The following is a 15,275-nucleotide window of genomic DNA, read 5'->3' on the forward strand; positions in this document are numbered from 1 at the left end:
GCGATTTTCAGTTTTTATTTTACTGGTACTCCGTAAAGATCAAACGGGCTTGCGCTGGTGATTTTAATATTAGCGAAATCTCCTAGACGTAGATAATGTTCGTTGGCATCAATTAATACCTCATTATCCACCTCTGGTGAGTCGTGTTCAGTTCGTCCAATAAATTGTCCAGCCTCTTTTCGGTCGATTAAGACTTTGAATGTTTTGCCTACTTTTTGGTTGTTGATCTCTTCAGAAATACTTTCCTGTACTTCCATAACGCGTTCAGCCCTCTGAAGTTTAATTTCTTCCGGGACATTATCCTCCATACTGAATGCATGGGTATTGTCCTCGTGTGAATAAGGAAAAACTCCGAGTCGCTCGAATCGTGATTTCTCGACGAAATCTAGCATATCCTCAAATTCTTTTTCCGTTTCACCAGGGTGACCTGTGATTAATGTCGTGCGGATAGCAATATCCGGCACTCTATCGCGAATGGTATTTAATAAACGTTCGGTTTTTTCTCTTGTAGTTCCTCTACGCATGATTTTGAGCATTTCAGTGCTACCATGCTGTAGCGGAATATCCAGATAGTTGCAGATATTACTTCGGTTAGCCATCACGTCCAACACGTCTTCTGGGAATCCTGTTGGGAATGCGTAGTGTAGTCTGATCCAATCCAGTCCATCTACATCAGCCAGACGATCCATCAATTCAGCCAGATTTCTCTTTTTGTACAGGTCCAACCCGTAATAAGTGGAGTCCTGTGCGATCAAAAGAATTTCTTTGGTGCCATTTTTAACCAATGACTGAGCTTCCTGCACGATCTGTTCCATTGGTTTCGAGACGTGTTTACCTCGCATTAGTGGTATTGCACAGAAGCTACATGGTCTGTCACAACCTTCTGATATTTTCAAATAAGCGTAATGTTGATCAGTAGTGGTGATACGCTCACCTAACAACTCGTGCTTATAATCTGCTTTAAATTTTTTGAGCAAAAGCGGAAGCTCCATCGTTCCAAACCAGGAATCAACCTGTGGTATCTCGTTTTGCAGATCTTCTCTGTATCGCTGAGAAAGACATCCGGTTACGTATACCTTATCAACCAAGCCTTCTTCTTTCGCATCTACATATCGCAGGATGGTATCGATAGATTCTTGCTTTGCATTGTCGATAAATCCGCACGTATTGATAATGATGATATTGGAGTCATCTTTTACAGACTCGTGCGTCACATCGATATCGTTTCCCCTCAGTTGAGTTAACATTACTTCCGAGTCTACCAGGTTTTTGGAGCAGCCCAGAGTCACAATGTTTACCTTATCCTTCTTGATCTTTTTAGTCTTCACGCCGTATGCTTTTCAATAATCTGCAAAGCTAATACAAAATGAGGCCTATAATAAGTTCAATAGTTATTGGTTATTATAACTTTACGGCCATTCTGAAAGTATGAGAAAAGGACTATTCATAGTTATAGGGGTTTGGTTGGCGATTGCCAGCTGCCAGGAAATCAAGGATTGTGAGCTGGAATCCAGCACGGAGTATGCCTGGGTGTACTTTTATGAAGCTGATTCTGTGGAGCAGTATGAGAAAACAGTGGCTTTTTCTTTAGTACAAGAGGAGTCTAGTGAATATTATTTATTTAGCACACTAGATGACGACACTGTAGCATACGATACCACTACGTACATGCCGCTTTTGCTAAATGGTGAAACACATGAAGTGAAATACCTATTCGATACCGATTCCATCCAATATGAATTAACTATGCTGTACGAGCCACATCTCAGAATTTATTATGATGAATGTGAACCGGTATATAGTTTCAAGCTAGATTCTGTATATAGTCCAGATTTTGATTCTGTGGTGCTGGTAAATAGGAATGTTGATATTGCAGTGGGAACTAACGTGGAGGTGTATTTCTAATGATCAGAAAACTAGTCATAATCGCGTTCTTCTCACTTGGTTTAACCCAATTGTCAATTGGCCAGGGCTTGCAAAATCGAGTCAATCAGGCAACTGGAGCTGCGAGATCTTCTGGAGGAAAACAGATGTCTGTGTCTGAAATGCGTAAAAATCGCAAAAAGATTCCTCGTGATTGGGCGCCTTCTATGGTCAAGATCAATTATGATATGGTGCCTGCGTTTTCTACGGTCTTTGGTGCAGAGCGAACAGGACAAGGTTTTCAAGCCAGTATCGATTTTGATCAATTCTTTTTCACTGCCGAATATGGGCAAGAATCTACCAATCGAGGCGAGATCTTCGATTATAGTAGCGACGGGACTTATTTCAGCTTCGGTCCGGAGGTAAACTTTCTAAGACAAAATAAAGAAGGTCACGGCATTGTCTTTGGACTAAGATATGCGCATGCTAATTACAGTGATCAGCTACGATATACCAGAACTGGTGATGCCTGGGGAGATGGCAATCAGGAAAGATTAGTAACTGCTGAAAATCCTGATTTAAAAGCCAACTGGATGGAGTTTACACTTGGACTTACCGCCAAAGTTTGGAAAGATTTGTACATGGGTTATACGGTTCGTTACAAAGTCCTAAGACAAGTCAAAGGAGTCGGAGAATTTGCTCCTTATGACGTGGCAGGGTTTGGCCTTTATGAAGATAATACTGCGGTACGCTTCAATTACTACGTTGGCTGGGCCATTAGATGGCGTGAAAAGCAACAGCTAATTCCGGGTTTGCCAGCTGTTAAATAAACCTGCCGAAATAAAATTATAAGAGAGAACCTTCGAGTTTTGGAATAAATCTCTGTAAATGTCGAGGATAGCTGATACTGCTTAATTATCTTCTGTCTAGATTAGTTAAGCGTGAAAAAAATTTCCATCCTCATATTCCTCTTAGGTTTTTCGAGTGTACTAAAAGCTCAAATTCAACAATATTATGGTGCTTGGTTTAATAGTGCAGATGATTTGATGATCATATACGATACTGCTTTCACCTCACTAAATGAGAGTTTGATTGACATCAATGGTCATATCACTGCGATGAAAGTGAATTTAAGCAATGACACATTGGAATTTTGGAAAGAAAATCAACATTATGGCTTCGTGATTGAAGAGCAAAAACCTGGTTTTATGTCTTTAATGCCAATCTCAAGTCAATCAAAAGTTGCCTTTAACGAGAAATCGGTGGTTTTTTACAGGGATTATTCTTTTGAAAGTCCATTCAGCTTGAAACAGCTTATTTATAGAGATTCTTGTCGAGGACATTACAAACCATGCACTTTGTGCAATGTGGAAATAAATAATGAAGGTGAAATTCGAGTCATTAAAGCAGATGAGCGATGGAACTTAAAAGAAGAATCATCCGACCGAAATTATTTGTCTGGTCAACTAGATAGTGCCTCATTGCTAAAATTAAAATACTTATTAAGATTAACGGGTTTACATCGTTATGATTTTCAAGTGGAATATAATCCTTTCAATGCCCTTCAAATCAACAGTAGAAGTATAAAATATTATGAGGTTGAATTGGAAGATAAGACAGTGAATTTCTCAACTCCACTAAATCCAATTCAACTGCGGGAACTTAACTATTTCCTTTACCAACTGTGTCATGAATTTAATTCATTGGGTAAGGTTGGTCGTGAAGTAGATTAAGAAATACGATAATATTTTAATAGTAGGAATTTATGGCAACCAATAAATCAATTTATTTTCAGGCATTGGAGTACTTGGTTGAAAATGATTTGAAGTCAAGTCCAAAGAAAGAATTATTAATCAGCTATAAATATGATGGACTAAATTTCATGCCGCCAAGGTCAATATCGGGTTTCAAAGTAAAATTTTTGAAGGACTCAGGTAAGCCAGACGATTTACACTTCATAAATGGCTTCTCGAGGATATTTGAAATTGAACCAATCGATGTTTTAGAGGAGACGTTACAACTAAAAATCAATGTCTTACTGAGCTTGAATTCTAATAAGTCAAATTTTGATGCATTGATCCAAACATTGCTGCCTCACGAGCAAGAAAAAGTGCTCCATTTAGTTGAGGCTAATCAAAATAATATCAATTTATTGATGAATATTGAATGGCATCGATTTGAGTTTCAGCTTAATAGTGATCAAGGACAGTTTATTCTTTCTAATCACGAACGGGTCATTATTAATTGATTATTGAATCTATGAGGTTAAATAAACCTGATATCATTAAATAGATCTCCAAAGTCCTTTTGGAGTAAGCCCTTCACTTTCTCTTTGTTGTTGGTTAGCTCTTGTTTCAGTGGTGCTGAAGTCAATTTCACAAAAAGAATTTTGTTGGCTACATAGACAGAAGAGGTTCTTGAAGCGATTGGAGTACCTACTAGATCTCCCCATGATTCAGCTAAGAGCTTTTCACGATACTTGGTATCCAATTTTTCGTTGACTAAAAATTTCCTGAATGCGTTGGTAAATGAATTAGACTGCTCGCTCATATCAATTCTCCGTTTTCTATTTCAAAAAAGCTTACCTGCTCTTTGCCCTCAAAAAAGGCTTTGGAACGCTCGATTCTTGCATCTGTGATGAAAATCTGTGAGAAGCGCTCCTTATCAGTTAGCAAATTTACAAGGCTTTCGATTCGTTGGTCATCCAATTTGTCAAAAATATCATCCAGCAGTAAAAGTGGATTAAATCCTTTGAGTGATTTCAAGTAATCATACTCCGCTAGTTTCAAAGCGAGGATGAAAGATTTTTGCTGACCTTGCGAACCAAATTTTTTGATTGGACGATCATTGAGTTTAAAAACATAATCGTCTTTCTGAGCACCCATGGTGGTACGTTCCAGAATAATATCTTTTTCAAGAGCTTCTTTAAAAAGATGCTCAAAATCGTCTTTGACCACATTGGATCTGTAGGATATTATCGGACTCTCGGCACCATCAAAAATCAATTCATAGTTTTTCTGGAAGTATGGAATAAATTGTTTGATGAACTCAGCCCGTTTAACAGCAACGGATTTAAAAAGAGGCAATAAAGATTCGTCATAGACCGCCAGCAATTGCTTGTTGAGACTTCTTCTTCCTGCATTTTGTTTCAAGAAGCTGTTGCGCTGCTTGAGTAGGCGCTGCATGGCCATCAAATCTTCCAGATAGCTTCTGTCATGCTGTGAAATCACACTGTCAAAAAACTTTCTTCGAACTTCACTTCCTTCCTTGATGATTTCGGTATCGTCTGGTGTGATCAAAACAGAAGGCACCATACCAATATGGTCACTTAGTTTTTCTAGTTCCTTACCATCTACCTTCACAATCTTTTTTTTACCCTGCTCCAGGTAGCAATTCACGGCGTGTTCCTTGTCAATAATTTCCAATTTGCTGTTGATGGCAAAAAAAGGTTGCTCGTGGGTAATGTTTTGCTGATCTACCGTGTTCAGCGCGCTGCGAGTCATCGAAATGTAGTGTAGGGCGTCCAGGAGGTTGGTTTTGCCCATTCCATTTTTCCCAACGATACAATTAATTCCAGCCGAAAACTCGACGCTCAGCGCCAGATAATTTTTAAAATGTGTGAGTTTAAGACTTAAGAGCTTCATAGATTTTGCAGCAAGGCCTTTTTCGGTTAATTTCGCAAGGCTTGAAGGACACTGAAAGCGCAAAACTAACATTAGACAGTAAGCTTATTTGCACATGGCAGCCAAATCAAAGACAAAAAAAGAAGAATTCAGCAAAGAGCAGTACATGGAATGGTACGAGTCCATGTTGTTCATGAGGAGATTTGAGGAAAAAGCTGGTCAACTTTATGGACAGCAAAAGATCCGTGGATTCTGCCATTTATATATTGGACAAGAGGCTTGTGTCTCTGGTGCAGTATCGGCATTGAAAAAAGGAGATAAATACATTACAGCATATAGAGACCATGCTCACCCAATTGCACTAGGATCTGATCCAAAAGCAATTATGGCAGAGCTTTATGGTAAAGTAACCGGTATCTCTAAAGGTAAAGGTGGTTCTATGCACATGTTTGACAAAGAGAATGGTTTCTTTGGTGGACATGGTATCGTAGGAGGACAGATTCCTTTGGGTACAGGTATTGGTTTTGCTGAAAAATATAGTGGTACAGATAACCTATGTATGTGTTACATGGGTGATGGTGCAGTTCGTCAGGGGGCTTTCCACGAAGCATTGAACCTTGCGATGACCATGAAGCTTCCAGTGATTTTCTGTATAGAAAACAATGGTTATGCGATGGGTACCTCTGTAAAAAGAACTTCTAACGTTACAGACCTGTATGTACTAGGTGAGGCGTATGACATGCCTTCATCAGCAGTAGATGCAATGTCTGTAGAAGCAGTTCACCATGCGGTAGCTGAGGCTGCAGAAAGAGCAAGAAAAGGTGACGGCCCTACTTTGTTGGAGTTCAGAACTTACCGATACAAAGGACACTCAATGTCTGACCCTGCTAAATACAGAACCAAAGAGGAGCTTGAAGAATACAAGAAAAAAGATCCTATCGAGCAGGTAAAAGATGTGATCCTTAAAAAGAAGTGGTCTACAGAAGAAGACCTGAAAGCTTTGGATAAGAAATTGAAGGAGGATGTGATGGAATGTGTTGATTTTGCTGAAAAATCAGACTGGCCACCTGCATCTGACGCGTACACAGACGTTTACGCAGAAGAAAATTATCCTTACGTGACGGATTAATGCAAAAAGTATATCTTTGCGTCCTTAAAATTTTTATTTGACAAATGGCTAATACAAAAACCAAGAAGGAAGAGGGGATCGAGATACTCGAAGATCCGGAAGTGCTTGCTGGTAAAGCTGAAGAGTTTTTCAATAGTTCGAAGAACAAGAATTTGGTTTTCGGAATAGGAGGCGTAATTGCTATCGCGATTTTGGCTTTCCTTGGTTACAAGTACTATATCACTGGTCAAAATGCTGAGGCTCAGAAGGAAATGTTCCAGGCTGTGCATTATTTCGAGGCTGATAGCCTTGGAAAAGCATTGAACGGTGACGGTATCAACTATGGTTTCCTTGATATCATCGATAACTACGGTGGTACAGATGCTGGCAACATAGCTAACTTCTATGCGGGTACTGCGTTCCTAAAAATGGGAAATGCTGAAAGCGCAATTAGTTACCTGGAGTCATTCAGCAGTTCTGACTATGTAGTGCAAGCTAGAGCGTATGCTTTGGTAGGTGATGCAAACATGGAACTAGGTGATTACTCTGCTGCTGTGTCTGCTTATGACAAAGCTGCAAGCCACAAGCCAAATAAAGAATATACTCCAATCTATCTTCAGAAGTTAGCGGTTGCTCAAGAGGCAAACGGTAAGTTCTCAGCTGCGGCTGATGCATATGCACAGATTGTAGACGAGTATCCAAATTCATCTTTGGTACAAGAAGCGAAGAAACACAAGGCCAGACTGCAAGGACTGGCTGCCGAATAATATTTAGAATTTTCTGAAAAAAATCTAAAGGGGTGGGCCAGCAAGGATCACCCCTTTTTTTGTTTTTATGGCAACATCATTAAAAAGCTTAAGTGACAACAAGACATCCGGCATCAAGGACATGTCTGGATTCAAATTTGGTATCGTCGTTTCCGAGTGGAACGAAGAAGTAACCGAAGCACTCTACTCTGGAGCAGTTACAACGTTATTGGAACTAGGCGCTTCTAGAGAAAACATCGAGAGAATGAATGTACCTGGTAGCTTCGAGCTGAGCCTTGGTGCTCAGTGGATGGCTAAGAGAGAGGACATTGATGCGGTGATCACTTTGGGATGTGTGATTCAGGGCGAAACCAGACATTTTGATTTTATCTGCCAGGCATGTGCGGATGGCATTACCAACGTCGGATTGAAATACGACAAGCCAGTAATCTTTGGTGTGTTGACAACCAATAACCAAAAGCAGGCCATGGATAGAGCTGGTGGAAAACACGGCAATAAGGGTGACGAAGCTGCAGCAACAGCGGTGAAGATGCTCAACGTAAAATAACAACCAACAACATAACCCTCAATTGTTAATAATTAATCACAAATCTAGAAAATGAAGGTTTTAAAGTTTGGTGGAACGTCAGTAGGTTCACCGGAGCGAATGATGCAGGTTGCAGACATTATCGCAGGAGTGCAGGGTAAGAAAATAGTGGTGTTAAGTGCTGTCTCTGGTACGACCAACACATTGGTAAGCATGTCAGACTACTGTGAAAATGAGCAGAAGGATGAGGCGAAGAAAGTAGCTGAAGAACTGCACAGCAAGTACCACGAGTTTGTAAAGAACCTTTATAAAGACGAGGCTTACGTCAAAAGCAACATTGAATTCATAGATCAGAAATTTTCTGACATCAACAACCTGATTGAGGAACGTTTCACCGAGCAAGTGGCTAAAATGTTTGTGGCCCAGGGAGAGTTGATTTCCACACATTTATTTACGGAGTACTTAAGCTCTATAGGTAAATCGGCGGTTTTACTTCCTGCTTTGGATTTCATGGCTTTGGATGAATATGCTGAGCCAGATCTTAAAACCACCAAAGTAAAACTTGAGAACCTTTTGTCTTCGCTAGATGAAAATGTCATTGTCACTCAAGGCTATATTGCTAGAAATGCTGCTGGAGGAACTGACAATCTAAGAAGAGGAGGAAGTGATTATACAGCAACCATTGTAGGTGCGGTATTAAAAGTAGAAGAAGTGCAGATCTGGACAGATATTGACGGTATGCACAACAACGATCCACGTTTGGTAGACAATACACGTCCATTGGCTCACTTGAGTTTTGAAGAAGCGAGTGAGTTAGCCTATTTTGGAGCGAAAGTATTGCATCCAAGCTGTATCGTACCTGCACAGATGAATGAAGTGCCAGTAAGGATCAAGAACACTATGGATCCAGAGGCACACGGTACATTGATTTCGAATGAGACCGAGCCTGAAAAAGTAAAGGCACTAGCTGCTAAAGATCATATTACAGCTATCAAGATCAAATCCAACCGAATGGTAATGGCTTACGGTTTCTTGAAAAGAGTCTTTGAAGTATTTGAGAAGTATCGTACACCTATTGATATGATTACTACCTCAGAGATTGCTGTTTCATTGACTATTGATAATTCTGATCATCTAAAAGAGATCATTGAAGAGATTGGTAAATACGCGACTGTTGAAGTAGACAGAGAACAAGCGATTATCTGTATTGTAGGTGATCACATTGCTTCTAGAAAAGGAGTTGGAACGGCAATTTTCGAAGCGATGGAGGAAATTCCGATAAGAATGATCTCCTATGGTGGTAGTAGAAACAACATTTCGTTGTTGGTGCCACATGATTACATGAAGGATTCACTCATCAAGCTTCACAAAGCATTGTTTTAATATAAAGAAAGAGCCGCAACTTGCGGCTCTTTTTATATAACTCTTTATAATATTTCCAGATAGAAGAATACGAACCATACCAGGATCAACAATGGAACCAGGAATGGAATACTGAAGCGGATGATGTAGCCAAAGAATGACGGCATCTTAATACCTACTTGCTCAGCAATCGACTTAACCATGAAGTTAGGACCATTACCAATGTATGTCATTGCTCCAAAGAATACGGCTGCAACTGAAATCGCTTTGAGTTCAATGACTGAATCCACAAACTTGCCTCCTGCATAGCCTATAACATCACTTACACTATTAATACTGGCACCATCAGCTGCCATCCCTGCCGTAAGGAAGTTCACATAAGTTGGTGCGTTATCAAGGAAGCCTGACAACATTCCTGTTCCCCAATATAGGGTGTTGTGCGTAATGAGTTCAGCTCCTTCAGGGGATTTTGCAAAGTTGCCTACGAGTTCCAATGCAGGCATCATTGTCCCAAAAATTCCTATGAAGATAAAGGCGACTTCTCGAATTGGCTCGAAACTAAAGTCGTTTCCGTTGAGAGCCTGCTTGTCTGCAAATCTATATGATGAGTACGCAGCTCCCAACATGATTAATTCTCTTAGAAAACTAAACTTTTGACCATCATAATAGATGCCTGGAACCCATGGAAATACATTCGGGTCCAGGAAAACCGCTGCCACCACAATGCCTAACCAGACGAAATTTCTGGTTCCTCGAAGCCCAATTTTACCTGACGGAGTAGCAGTGTCTTCTCCAAAAGAATAGTCCGCCTTGTTTCCTTTATCCATAAAGTAGAAGACTACCAGCAGGATGGATATAGCGAAAAGCCATGGAAGTAGATTATTGGTAAGTGTCCAGAAGAATGGAATTCCCTTCAAGAAACCAAGGAACAAAGGAGGGTCGCCAATTGGTGTTAAAGAGCCACCTATATTACTCACCACAAAAATGAAAAAGATGATGTGGTAAGACTTAATTCGGTTTTTATTTAAACGGATGAATGGTCTGATGAGTAGCATCGATGCACCAGTGGTTCCGATGATGTTGGCAATTACTGCACCAAGTGCCAATAAGCCCACGTTAATGCCTGGAGCAGCTTTTTTGTCAACAATAATCATGATACCTCCAGAGGCCACGAACAATCCAGTTAATAAGGCAATGAACTGGAAATACTCAAAGAAAGCATGAACAGGACCGTGCGAATTGTGCAATACAAACAGGTAATAACTTACTACAAGTACTGCCAGAGCGATGGCCACTTTTGGATAGTTTTTATGCCAAAAATGCTCATAGAAAAGTGGGCCTGTGGCAATCATAAGTAACAGAACCACAAAAGGTATCACACTCCAAGGTGCAGGACTATGGTGAGCTTCTTCAGCGCCATGTTCTTCTGACTGATCTGCATGGGATTCTTCGACTTGATGCTCTGAAACTTGCTCTACACCATCATCTTCATGATCGGACGCAAAAGCCTCAAACCCTGTAGTGTTACCAATTAAAGAAAAGGCAAAAAGGAATGTAAAAATAACTCTATTCATCAAGGCTTATGGGTCATCTATTTCACTAAAATTATCATTTGCAGGCTGAAAAACAAGGCCTTATTTAAATTAGTTGGGATAATGCAATCCTAAAAGCGGCTTCTGCGAGTCCAGTTTTTGATGGGTTTTCATCATAAACTTTTTGCATTGCATTTTCAATCGTTTGCGAAGTGTCACTGAAAATTTCATCATCAGTAACTTTTCGATCGTTTTTCGGATCCATCAAATAGGCAAATGTACGTGCCATTCCACAATTAGAAATGAAATCTGTGATTAAGGCTACATTATCATCTACGTATTCAGCTATTGGTCCGTAGAAAATTTCTTTGTCTTTGAAAGGTACATTTGCGCCACAGGCCACAACTTCCAAATTATTTGCAATCAGTTGTTCAGCCTGTTCCTTGGATACTAAACGGGATGCGGCAGCAGGTATGAAAATCTCCGCACCAGTAGACCAAACTTTTTGATTGCATTCATCAAATGGAATGGTGTTATCTGCCACCAATTGATTACCATTTCTTTCAAAGAATAATTTCTTCACTCCATCCAGATCGAGTCCGTTGGCATCAATTATGCCTCCATCTCTGTCAATTATGCCAACTATCTTCACCCCGTACTTGGCCAGATATAGGGCAGCTGTTGCTCCCACATTTCCCCAACCCTGAATGATGGCTCTTTTTTGAGTGATGTCACCACCCCATATATTGTAATAATGTCTGACTGATTCAGCCACTCCATACCCGGTAATCATATCTGAAACGGTGTACTTTGTATCTGAAGTCGGCACGTAGTTTTGATCTTCCAGTATTTTGGAAACACCTTGACGAAGGCGCCCTATCATATGTATTTTCTGAGGCTTGGGTGGATGATAGTGTCCATTCACCACACCCTCCTGTGGATGCCATAGACCAAAACTTTCTGTAATAGGAATAACTTCATGGATTTCGTCCACATTCAAATCTCCACCAGTACCGTAGTATGCTTTTAGAAGTGGGTACACTGCCTGGTACCATCTTTTAAGAACATCTTTTTTCCTTGGATCTTTCGGGTCGAAATTGATCCCTGACTTAGCACCTCCTATTTGAGGGCCAGATACCGTGAATTTGATTTCCATCGTCTTGGCAAGCGATTCTACTTCTCGTCTGTCAAGGCCTTTTCGCATTCTCGTACCACCACCAGCTGCGCCATTTCTGAGCGAGTTGATCACAGCCCAGCCTTCAGCTTCGGTTTCTGAATCAGACCATTCGAAAACAATTTCGGGGGTTTTGTCTTCAAATTTTTTCAGTAATTCTTTCATTCAGGGATTAATGTTTATACATGAAATTGGCGGCAAATTTAATGAAATATTGATCTTGAAACACTTCAGACAACTGAATGAAGATCTCCAGACACACTATCTTGCTGAGCACCAGTAGCTGATGCAAATACATTAGCTATGTTAAGTTTTCGTAATAAGGACAAAAAACCAAAAATCAAGGCTTCTTTATATTCTATAATGTCAGTAGAAGGAATATGCAAGTTAACCGTCCCATTCAGCTCTTGGTTCAATTGATCAACTAGCACTTGATTGTAAGCTCCCCCACCTGTTAGCATGACTGATTCTACCTCAATACCTGACCTAATGGATTTCGAAATCTCTTTAGATAGAAAGTAGACATACGACGCCAATCCATCAGAGGGGTTTTGTGGAGCTCCCTTTAATACAACTGATGTCCATTGATTGGCAAGAGATTTTGGAGGGGTTTTATGGAAGTAGTCCAGAGAGCCTAAATATGTCAGCCAATTGTTATCTCTATGTCCTTTCAGTGATAACTGGCCACCATCGTCATAGGAATGACCAAGTTGCTTGGCGAAATGGTTCAAGACTTGATTACAAGGAGCAATATCCCACGCCAGAATCTTTTGGTTGTCATGTATGGAGAGATTACATATCCCACCCAAGTTGAGAAAAGCTTTGTGATCGGAGAAAAGATAATGCTCACCTGCTGGTACTAAAGGGGCTCCTTGCCCACCTAGTGAAATGTCCTTCATCCGAAAATTATCAACTACTTCAATTCCGGTTATTTGGTGAATGATCGCTCCATTTCCAATTTGCAGTGAAATTTTCTTTACAAGCGGATCATGTAAAACCGTATGCCCGTGTACCCCTATTAGTTGGACATTTAGTTCTTTGGTTTTTATAATTTCTACTAGCTGGTACCCAATCCATTCACCGTATGAATTATCTAACTCTTGGAGATCAGCAGCTGATAATTGATCAGCGCCACGTAATTGGGAGATGATTTCTTCTGGAATGGTAACTGTCTCGCAGTGAGTAATAGTGTAAGTCCAGCGCTGACCAGATAGCCGGAATTCAGACACACAAACGTCCAGACCATCCAGTGATGATCCTGACATTACACCAATTACATTGTATTCACTCACACGATTCTTATTTTTGTATAGACTAGCTGAACCAAAAAATTATTATGCCGAATGTAGCTGTAGATATTGGAAACACCAGAATCAAATCTGCTCTTTTTGAAGGAGAACATTTGATCAGTACGGCTATTCATGAAAACCTCGAAGCCCTACATTCATTTTATGCAAAATCCGCCCATCACTGGATTTTTGGATCAGTTAAACACTATGACGAACAGATCAAGAAGATATTTTATGATGAAAAGTATCACCTCCTAAATAATAGGACGCCTCTTCCGATAGAGGTTAATTATGATACTCCTGAAACGCTTGGAGTAGATCGATTAGCTTCTGCAGTTGGAGCTTTTACTTCATTTCCAGATAAAAATATTTTGATCATAGATGCAGGGACATGTATTACCTATGATGTTATAGATAAAAATGGTGTCTTTCAAGGAGGCGTAATTGCCCCTGGTTTAAAGATGCGCATGAAGGCAATGTCTCACTATACGGATGCTTTGCCTGATATAAGTTCTGAATTCTCTGAAATAATGTTAAAAAATTTGGGAAAGTCTACCCGTGAGTGTTTGTTAGCAGGCTCATTATCAGCAACTATTCATGAAGTGAACGGCTTTATAGATCATTTTCTGAAAGAATATGAGGATTTGGTCGTTATGATGACCGGTGGAGATACGATCCACTTTGAATCCAAATTAAAAGCACACATCTTTGCGGACTTTGATTTGGTGCTGACAGGCTTAAATAGAATTTTGATAAAGAATCAATGAAGATCATAAAACTTGGCTTACTGGGACTTACTCTGTGTTTATCAGGTGTATTGGCGGCTCAGTCAATTAACTCTCCTTATTCCAATCATCAATTAGGAGAGTTCTTATTCCAAGGTCTTCCCCATAACTTTTCCATGGGGCAAGTGGGAACAGGTACGCCTACTCCATGGCATATTAACCTGCAAAACCCTGCTTTACTCACTTACAATAAGTTTAGTTCATTTCAGGTAGGTCTTCAAGCAGATTTTAGAACCTATACCGCAGATTTGGACAATTCTAAAGCGCAATCAGGAAGTTTAAGAGCATTGGCCGTAAGTTTTCCTGTGGTAAATGATAGATGGACTACTGCTTTTGCTGTGCTTCCACTTACCACAATGAATTATAATACGCAGAGCAGGGCTTACATTGATTTGCAAGACAGCATTTTGAAAACTATCGATTATAAAGGCGAGGGTGGTTTAACACAGGTTCAGTGGGCCAATGGAGTTCGTTTGTTTGATCGGCTTACAATAGGAGCCAAGGCATCTTATGTCTTTGGAACCTTGCATAAGGAGTCAAGTGTTTTCGTTAGTTCCACTGAAACTGTGTCTAATTATGCAGTGTCATACAATGAAGATGCTCGTTACTCTGATATCATATTAAATCTGGGAGTTTCCTATCAGTATCGTATAGATACGAAAAATATTATTACAGTCGGAGCTGTTCATGGCCTATCTAAAAAGATAACAGGCACTCAAAAAACAATTGTTGATCGAATTTCTGCTTCTCGAACTGTCCTTGATAAAGACACCATTGCAATCGGAGTTCCTATTGAATTTGACCTTCCTCAATACTTTGAATTCGGAGTGTCTTATGAATTATTAAATAAATTTAGAGCAGGGTTCGATTTCTCATATCACAACTGGGAAGATACCGAATCAAATGAAGTTTCTGCCACTAGAAATACCGTTTCTATTGGCACAGGAATAGAGTTTATCCCCGATTATTCTAGCATTAATAGCTACCTGAAAAGAACATCGTACAGAATGGGATTAAGCATGCGTCAGCTACCTTATCTAGAGAATAATACAGAAATTAATGATTTTGGTATTAATTTTGGAGTTTCCTTTCCTGTGAGTGGTTATTCCAGTTTGGATGCTGCTTTCAAATATGGTTTTAGAGGGACAACCGATAACAACTTAATACAGGAGAGGTATTTCCAAGTGGTTATAGGTGCCACGATAAACGATAGGTGGTTTATTAAAAGAAGATACGATTAAACAAA

General features: G+C 40.0%; 16 protein-coding genes. 10 read left to right on the plus strand and 6 right to left on the minus strand.

The features are described 5' to 3' along the window. Positions 1 to 14: 14 nt before the first annotated feature. Positions 15 to 1,328 carry a 30S ribosomal protein S12 methylthiotransferase RimO gene (gene rimO, locus NXS00_RS16030; RefSeq protein ID WP_258100255.1) on the minus strand — a complete coding sequence of 438 codons (1,314 nt, stop codon included), beginning with the start codon at positions 1,326 to 1,328 and terminating at the stop codon, positions 15 to 17. Positions 1,329 to 1,428: 100 nt separating this feature from the next. On the opposite strand from rimO, the gene NXS00_RS16035 reads away from it, so the two are divergent. The 4 genes from NXS00_RS16035 (at position 1,429) to NXS00_RS16050 (ending at position 4,111) form a co-directional block, all read left to right on the plus strand. Continuing rightward, positions 1,429 to 1,905 (plus strand): hypothetical protein, encoded by a 477-nt coding sequence (locus NXS00_RS16035; RefSeq protein WP_258100256.1) that lies wholly within the window; start codon positions 1,429 to 1,431, stop codon positions 1,903 to 1,905. After that, a complete protein-coding gene (locus NXS00_RS16040) occupies positions 1,905 to 2,693 on the plus strand; it encodes a DUF6048 family protein (protein ID WP_258100257.1) in 789 nt (262 codons plus the stop codon). The genes NXS00_RS16035 and NXS00_RS16040 overlap by 1 nt, the downstream gene beginning before the upstream one ends. 111 nt (positions 2,694 to 2,804) lie before the next feature. Beyond that, positions 2,805 to 3,596 (plus strand): hypothetical protein, encoded by a 792-nt coding sequence (locus NXS00_RS16045; protein ID WP_258100258.1) that lies wholly within the window; start codon positions 2,805 to 2,807, stop codon positions 3,594 to 3,596. Between the two features lie 32 nt (positions 3,597 to 3,628). Further along, positions 3,629 to 4,111 (plus strand): hypothetical protein, encoded by a 483-nt coding sequence (locus NXS00_RS16050; RefSeq protein ID WP_258100259.1) that lies wholly within the window; start codon positions 3,629 to 3,631, stop codon positions 4,109 to 4,111. A gap of 17 nt (positions 4,112 to 4,128) precedes the next feature. Here NXS00_RS16050 and NXS00_RS16055 read toward each other — a convergent pair whose 3' ends face one another. Further along, positions 4,129 to 4,413: a DciA family protein gene (locus tag NXS00_RS16055; protein WP_258100260.1), complete on the minus strand. Its 285-nt coding sequence runs from the start codon at positions 4,411 to 4,413 to the stop codon at positions 4,129 to 4,131. Continuing rightward, complete coding sequence (gene recF / locus NXS00_RS16060; protein WP_258100261.1) at positions 4,410 to 5,507, minus strand: DNA replication/repair protein RecF; 1,098 nt, start codon at positions 5,505 to 5,507, stop codon at positions 4,410 to 4,412. The genes NXS00_RS16055 and recF overlap by 4 nt, the downstream gene beginning before the upstream one ends. 94 nt (positions 5,508 to 5,601) lie before the next feature. On the opposite strand from recF, the gene pdhA reads away from it, so the two are divergent. The 4 genes from pdhA to NXS00_RS16080 all read left to right on the plus strand — a co-directional run bounded on the left by pdhA (position 5,602) and on the right by NXS00_RS16080 (position 9,270). Next, positions 5,602 to 6,615 carry a pyruvate dehydrogenase (acetyl-transferring) E1 component subunit alpha gene (gene pdhA, locus NXS00_RS16065; protein ID WP_258100262.1) on the plus strand — a complete coding sequence of 338 codons (1,014 nt, stop codon included), beginning with the start codon at positions 5,602 to 5,604 and terminating at the stop codon, positions 6,613 to 6,615. A 44-nt stretch (positions 6,616 to 6,659) separates the two neighbouring features. Beyond that, positions 6,660 to 7,361, plus strand: coding sequence for a tetratricopeptide repeat protein (locus NXS00_RS16070; RefSeq protein ID WP_258100263.1), 702 nt, complete (start codon positions 6,660 to 6,662; stop codon positions 7,359 to 7,361). A gap of 67 nt (positions 7,362 to 7,428) precedes the next feature. Continuing rightward, positions 7,429 to 7,908 carry a 6,7-dimethyl-8-ribityllumazine synthase gene (ribH, locus tag NXS00_RS16075; protein ID WP_258100264.1) on the plus strand — a complete coding sequence of 160 codons (480 nt, stop codon included), beginning with the start codon at positions 7,429 to 7,431 and terminating at the stop codon, positions 7,906 to 7,908. A 51-nt stretch (positions 7,909 to 7,959) separates the two neighbouring features. Then, entirely contained in the window at positions 7,960 to 9,270 is a 1,311-nt protein-coding gene (locus NXS00_RS16080; protein WP_258100265.1) for an aspartate kinase, read from the plus strand. Positions 9,271 to 9,314: 44 nt separating this feature from the next. Here the strand turns inward: NXS00_RS16080 and NXS00_RS16085 are convergent, their stop codons facing one another. The 3 genes from NXS00_RS16085 to NXS00_RS16095 all read right to left on the minus strand — a co-directional run bounded on the left by NXS00_RS16085 (position 9,315) and on the right by NXS00_RS16095 (position 13,247). After that, positions 9,315 to 10,823 (minus strand): sodium:proton antiporter, encoded by a 1,509-nt coding sequence (locus NXS00_RS16085; RefSeq protein WP_258100266.1) that lies wholly within the window; start codon positions 10,821 to 10,823, stop codon positions 9,315 to 9,317. Positions 10,824 to 10,887: 64 nt separating this feature from the next. Then, positions 10,888 to 12,120, minus strand: a complete 1,233-nt coding sequence (locus tag NXS00_RS16090) for a Glu/Leu/Phe/Val dehydrogenase dimerization domain-containing protein (protein ID WP_258100267.1) — start codon at positions 12,118 to 12,120, stop codon at positions 10,888 to 10,890. Between the two features lie 65 nt (positions 12,121 to 12,185). Next, positions 12,186 to 13,247 carry an anhydro-N-acetylmuramic acid kinase gene (locus NXS00_RS16095; RefSeq protein WP_258100268.1) on the minus strand — a complete coding sequence of 354 codons (1,062 nt, stop codon included), beginning with the start codon at positions 13,245 to 13,247 and terminating at the stop codon, positions 12,186 to 12,188. Positions 13,248 to 13,291: 44 nt separating this feature from the next. On the opposite strand from NXS00_RS16095, the gene NXS00_RS16100 reads away from it, so the two are divergent. Both NXS00_RS16100 and bamG read left to right on the plus strand, forming a co-directional pair. Next, positions 13,292 to 14,011 carry a type III pantothenate kinase gene (locus NXS00_RS16100; RefSeq protein ID WP_258100269.1) on the plus strand — a complete coding sequence of 240 codons (720 nt, stop codon included), beginning with the start codon at positions 13,292 to 13,294 and terminating at the stop codon, positions 14,009 to 14,011. After that, a complete protein-coding gene (bamG, locus tag NXS00_RS16105; RefSeq protein ID WP_258100270.1) occupies positions 14,008 to 15,270 on the plus strand; it encodes a BamG family beta-barrel-assembly machinery protein in 1,263 nt (420 codons plus the stop codon). The genes NXS00_RS16100 and bamG overlap by 4 nt, the downstream gene beginning before the upstream one ends. Positions 15,271 to 15,275: the final 5 nt, after the last annotated feature.

It is taken from the genome of Marinoscillum pacificum (genome assembly GCF_024714495.1).
GTDB classification, from domain to species: Bacteria; Bacteroidota; Bacteroidia; order Cytophagales; family Cyclobacteriaceae; genus Marinoscillum; species Marinoscillum pacificum.

Coding starts and splice junctions, on each gene's coding strand:
- NXS00_RS16040 (WP_258100257.1), top strand. CDS start 1,905: ATGATCAGAAAACTAGTCATAATCGCGTTCTTCTCACTTGGTTTAACC.
- NXS00_RS16080 (WP_258100265.1), top strand. CDS start 7,960: ATGAAGGTTTTAAAGTTTGGTGGAACGTCAGTAGGTTCACCGGAGCGA.
- bamG (WP_258100270.1), top strand. CDS start 14,008: ATGAAGATCATAAAACTTGGCTTACTGGGACTTACTCTGTGTTTATCA.
- recF (WP_258100261.1), bottom strand. CDS start 5,507: ATGAAGCTCTTAAGTCTTAAACTCACACATTTTAAAAATTATCTGGCG.
- NXS00_RS16050 (WP_258100259.1), top strand. CDS start 3,629: ATGGCAACCAATAAATCAATTTATTTTCAGGCATTGGAGTACTTGGTT.
- NXS00_RS16100 (WP_258100269.1), top strand. CDS start 13,292: ATGCCGAATGTAGCTGTAGATATTGGAAACACCAGAATCAAATCTGCT.
- ribH (WP_258100264.1), top strand. CDS start 7,429: ATGGCAACATCATTAAAAAGCTTAAGTGACAACAAGACATCCGGCATC.
- NXS00_RS16035 (WP_258100256.1), top strand. CDS start 1,429: ATGAGAAAAGGACTATTCATAGTTATAGGGGTTTGGTTGGCGATTGCC.
- NXS00_RS16085 (WP_258100266.1), bottom strand. CDS start 10,823: ATGAATAGAGTTATTTTTACATTCCTTTTTGCCTTTTCTTTAATTGGT.
- NXS00_RS16070 (WP_258100263.1), top strand. CDS start 6,660: ATGGCTAATACAAAAACCAAGAAGGAAGAGGGGATCGAGATACTCGAA.
- NXS00_RS16055 (WP_258100260.1), bottom strand. CDS start 4,413: ATGAGCGAGCAGTCTAATTCATTTACCAACGCATTCAGGAAATTTTTA.
- NXS00_RS16090 (WP_258100267.1), bottom strand. CDS start 12,120: ATGAAAGAATTACTGAAAAAATTTGAAGACAAAACCCCCGAAATTGTT.
- pdhA (WP_258100262.1), top strand. CDS start 5,602: ATGGCAGCCAAATCAAAGACAAAAAAAGAAGAATTCAGCAAAGAGCAG.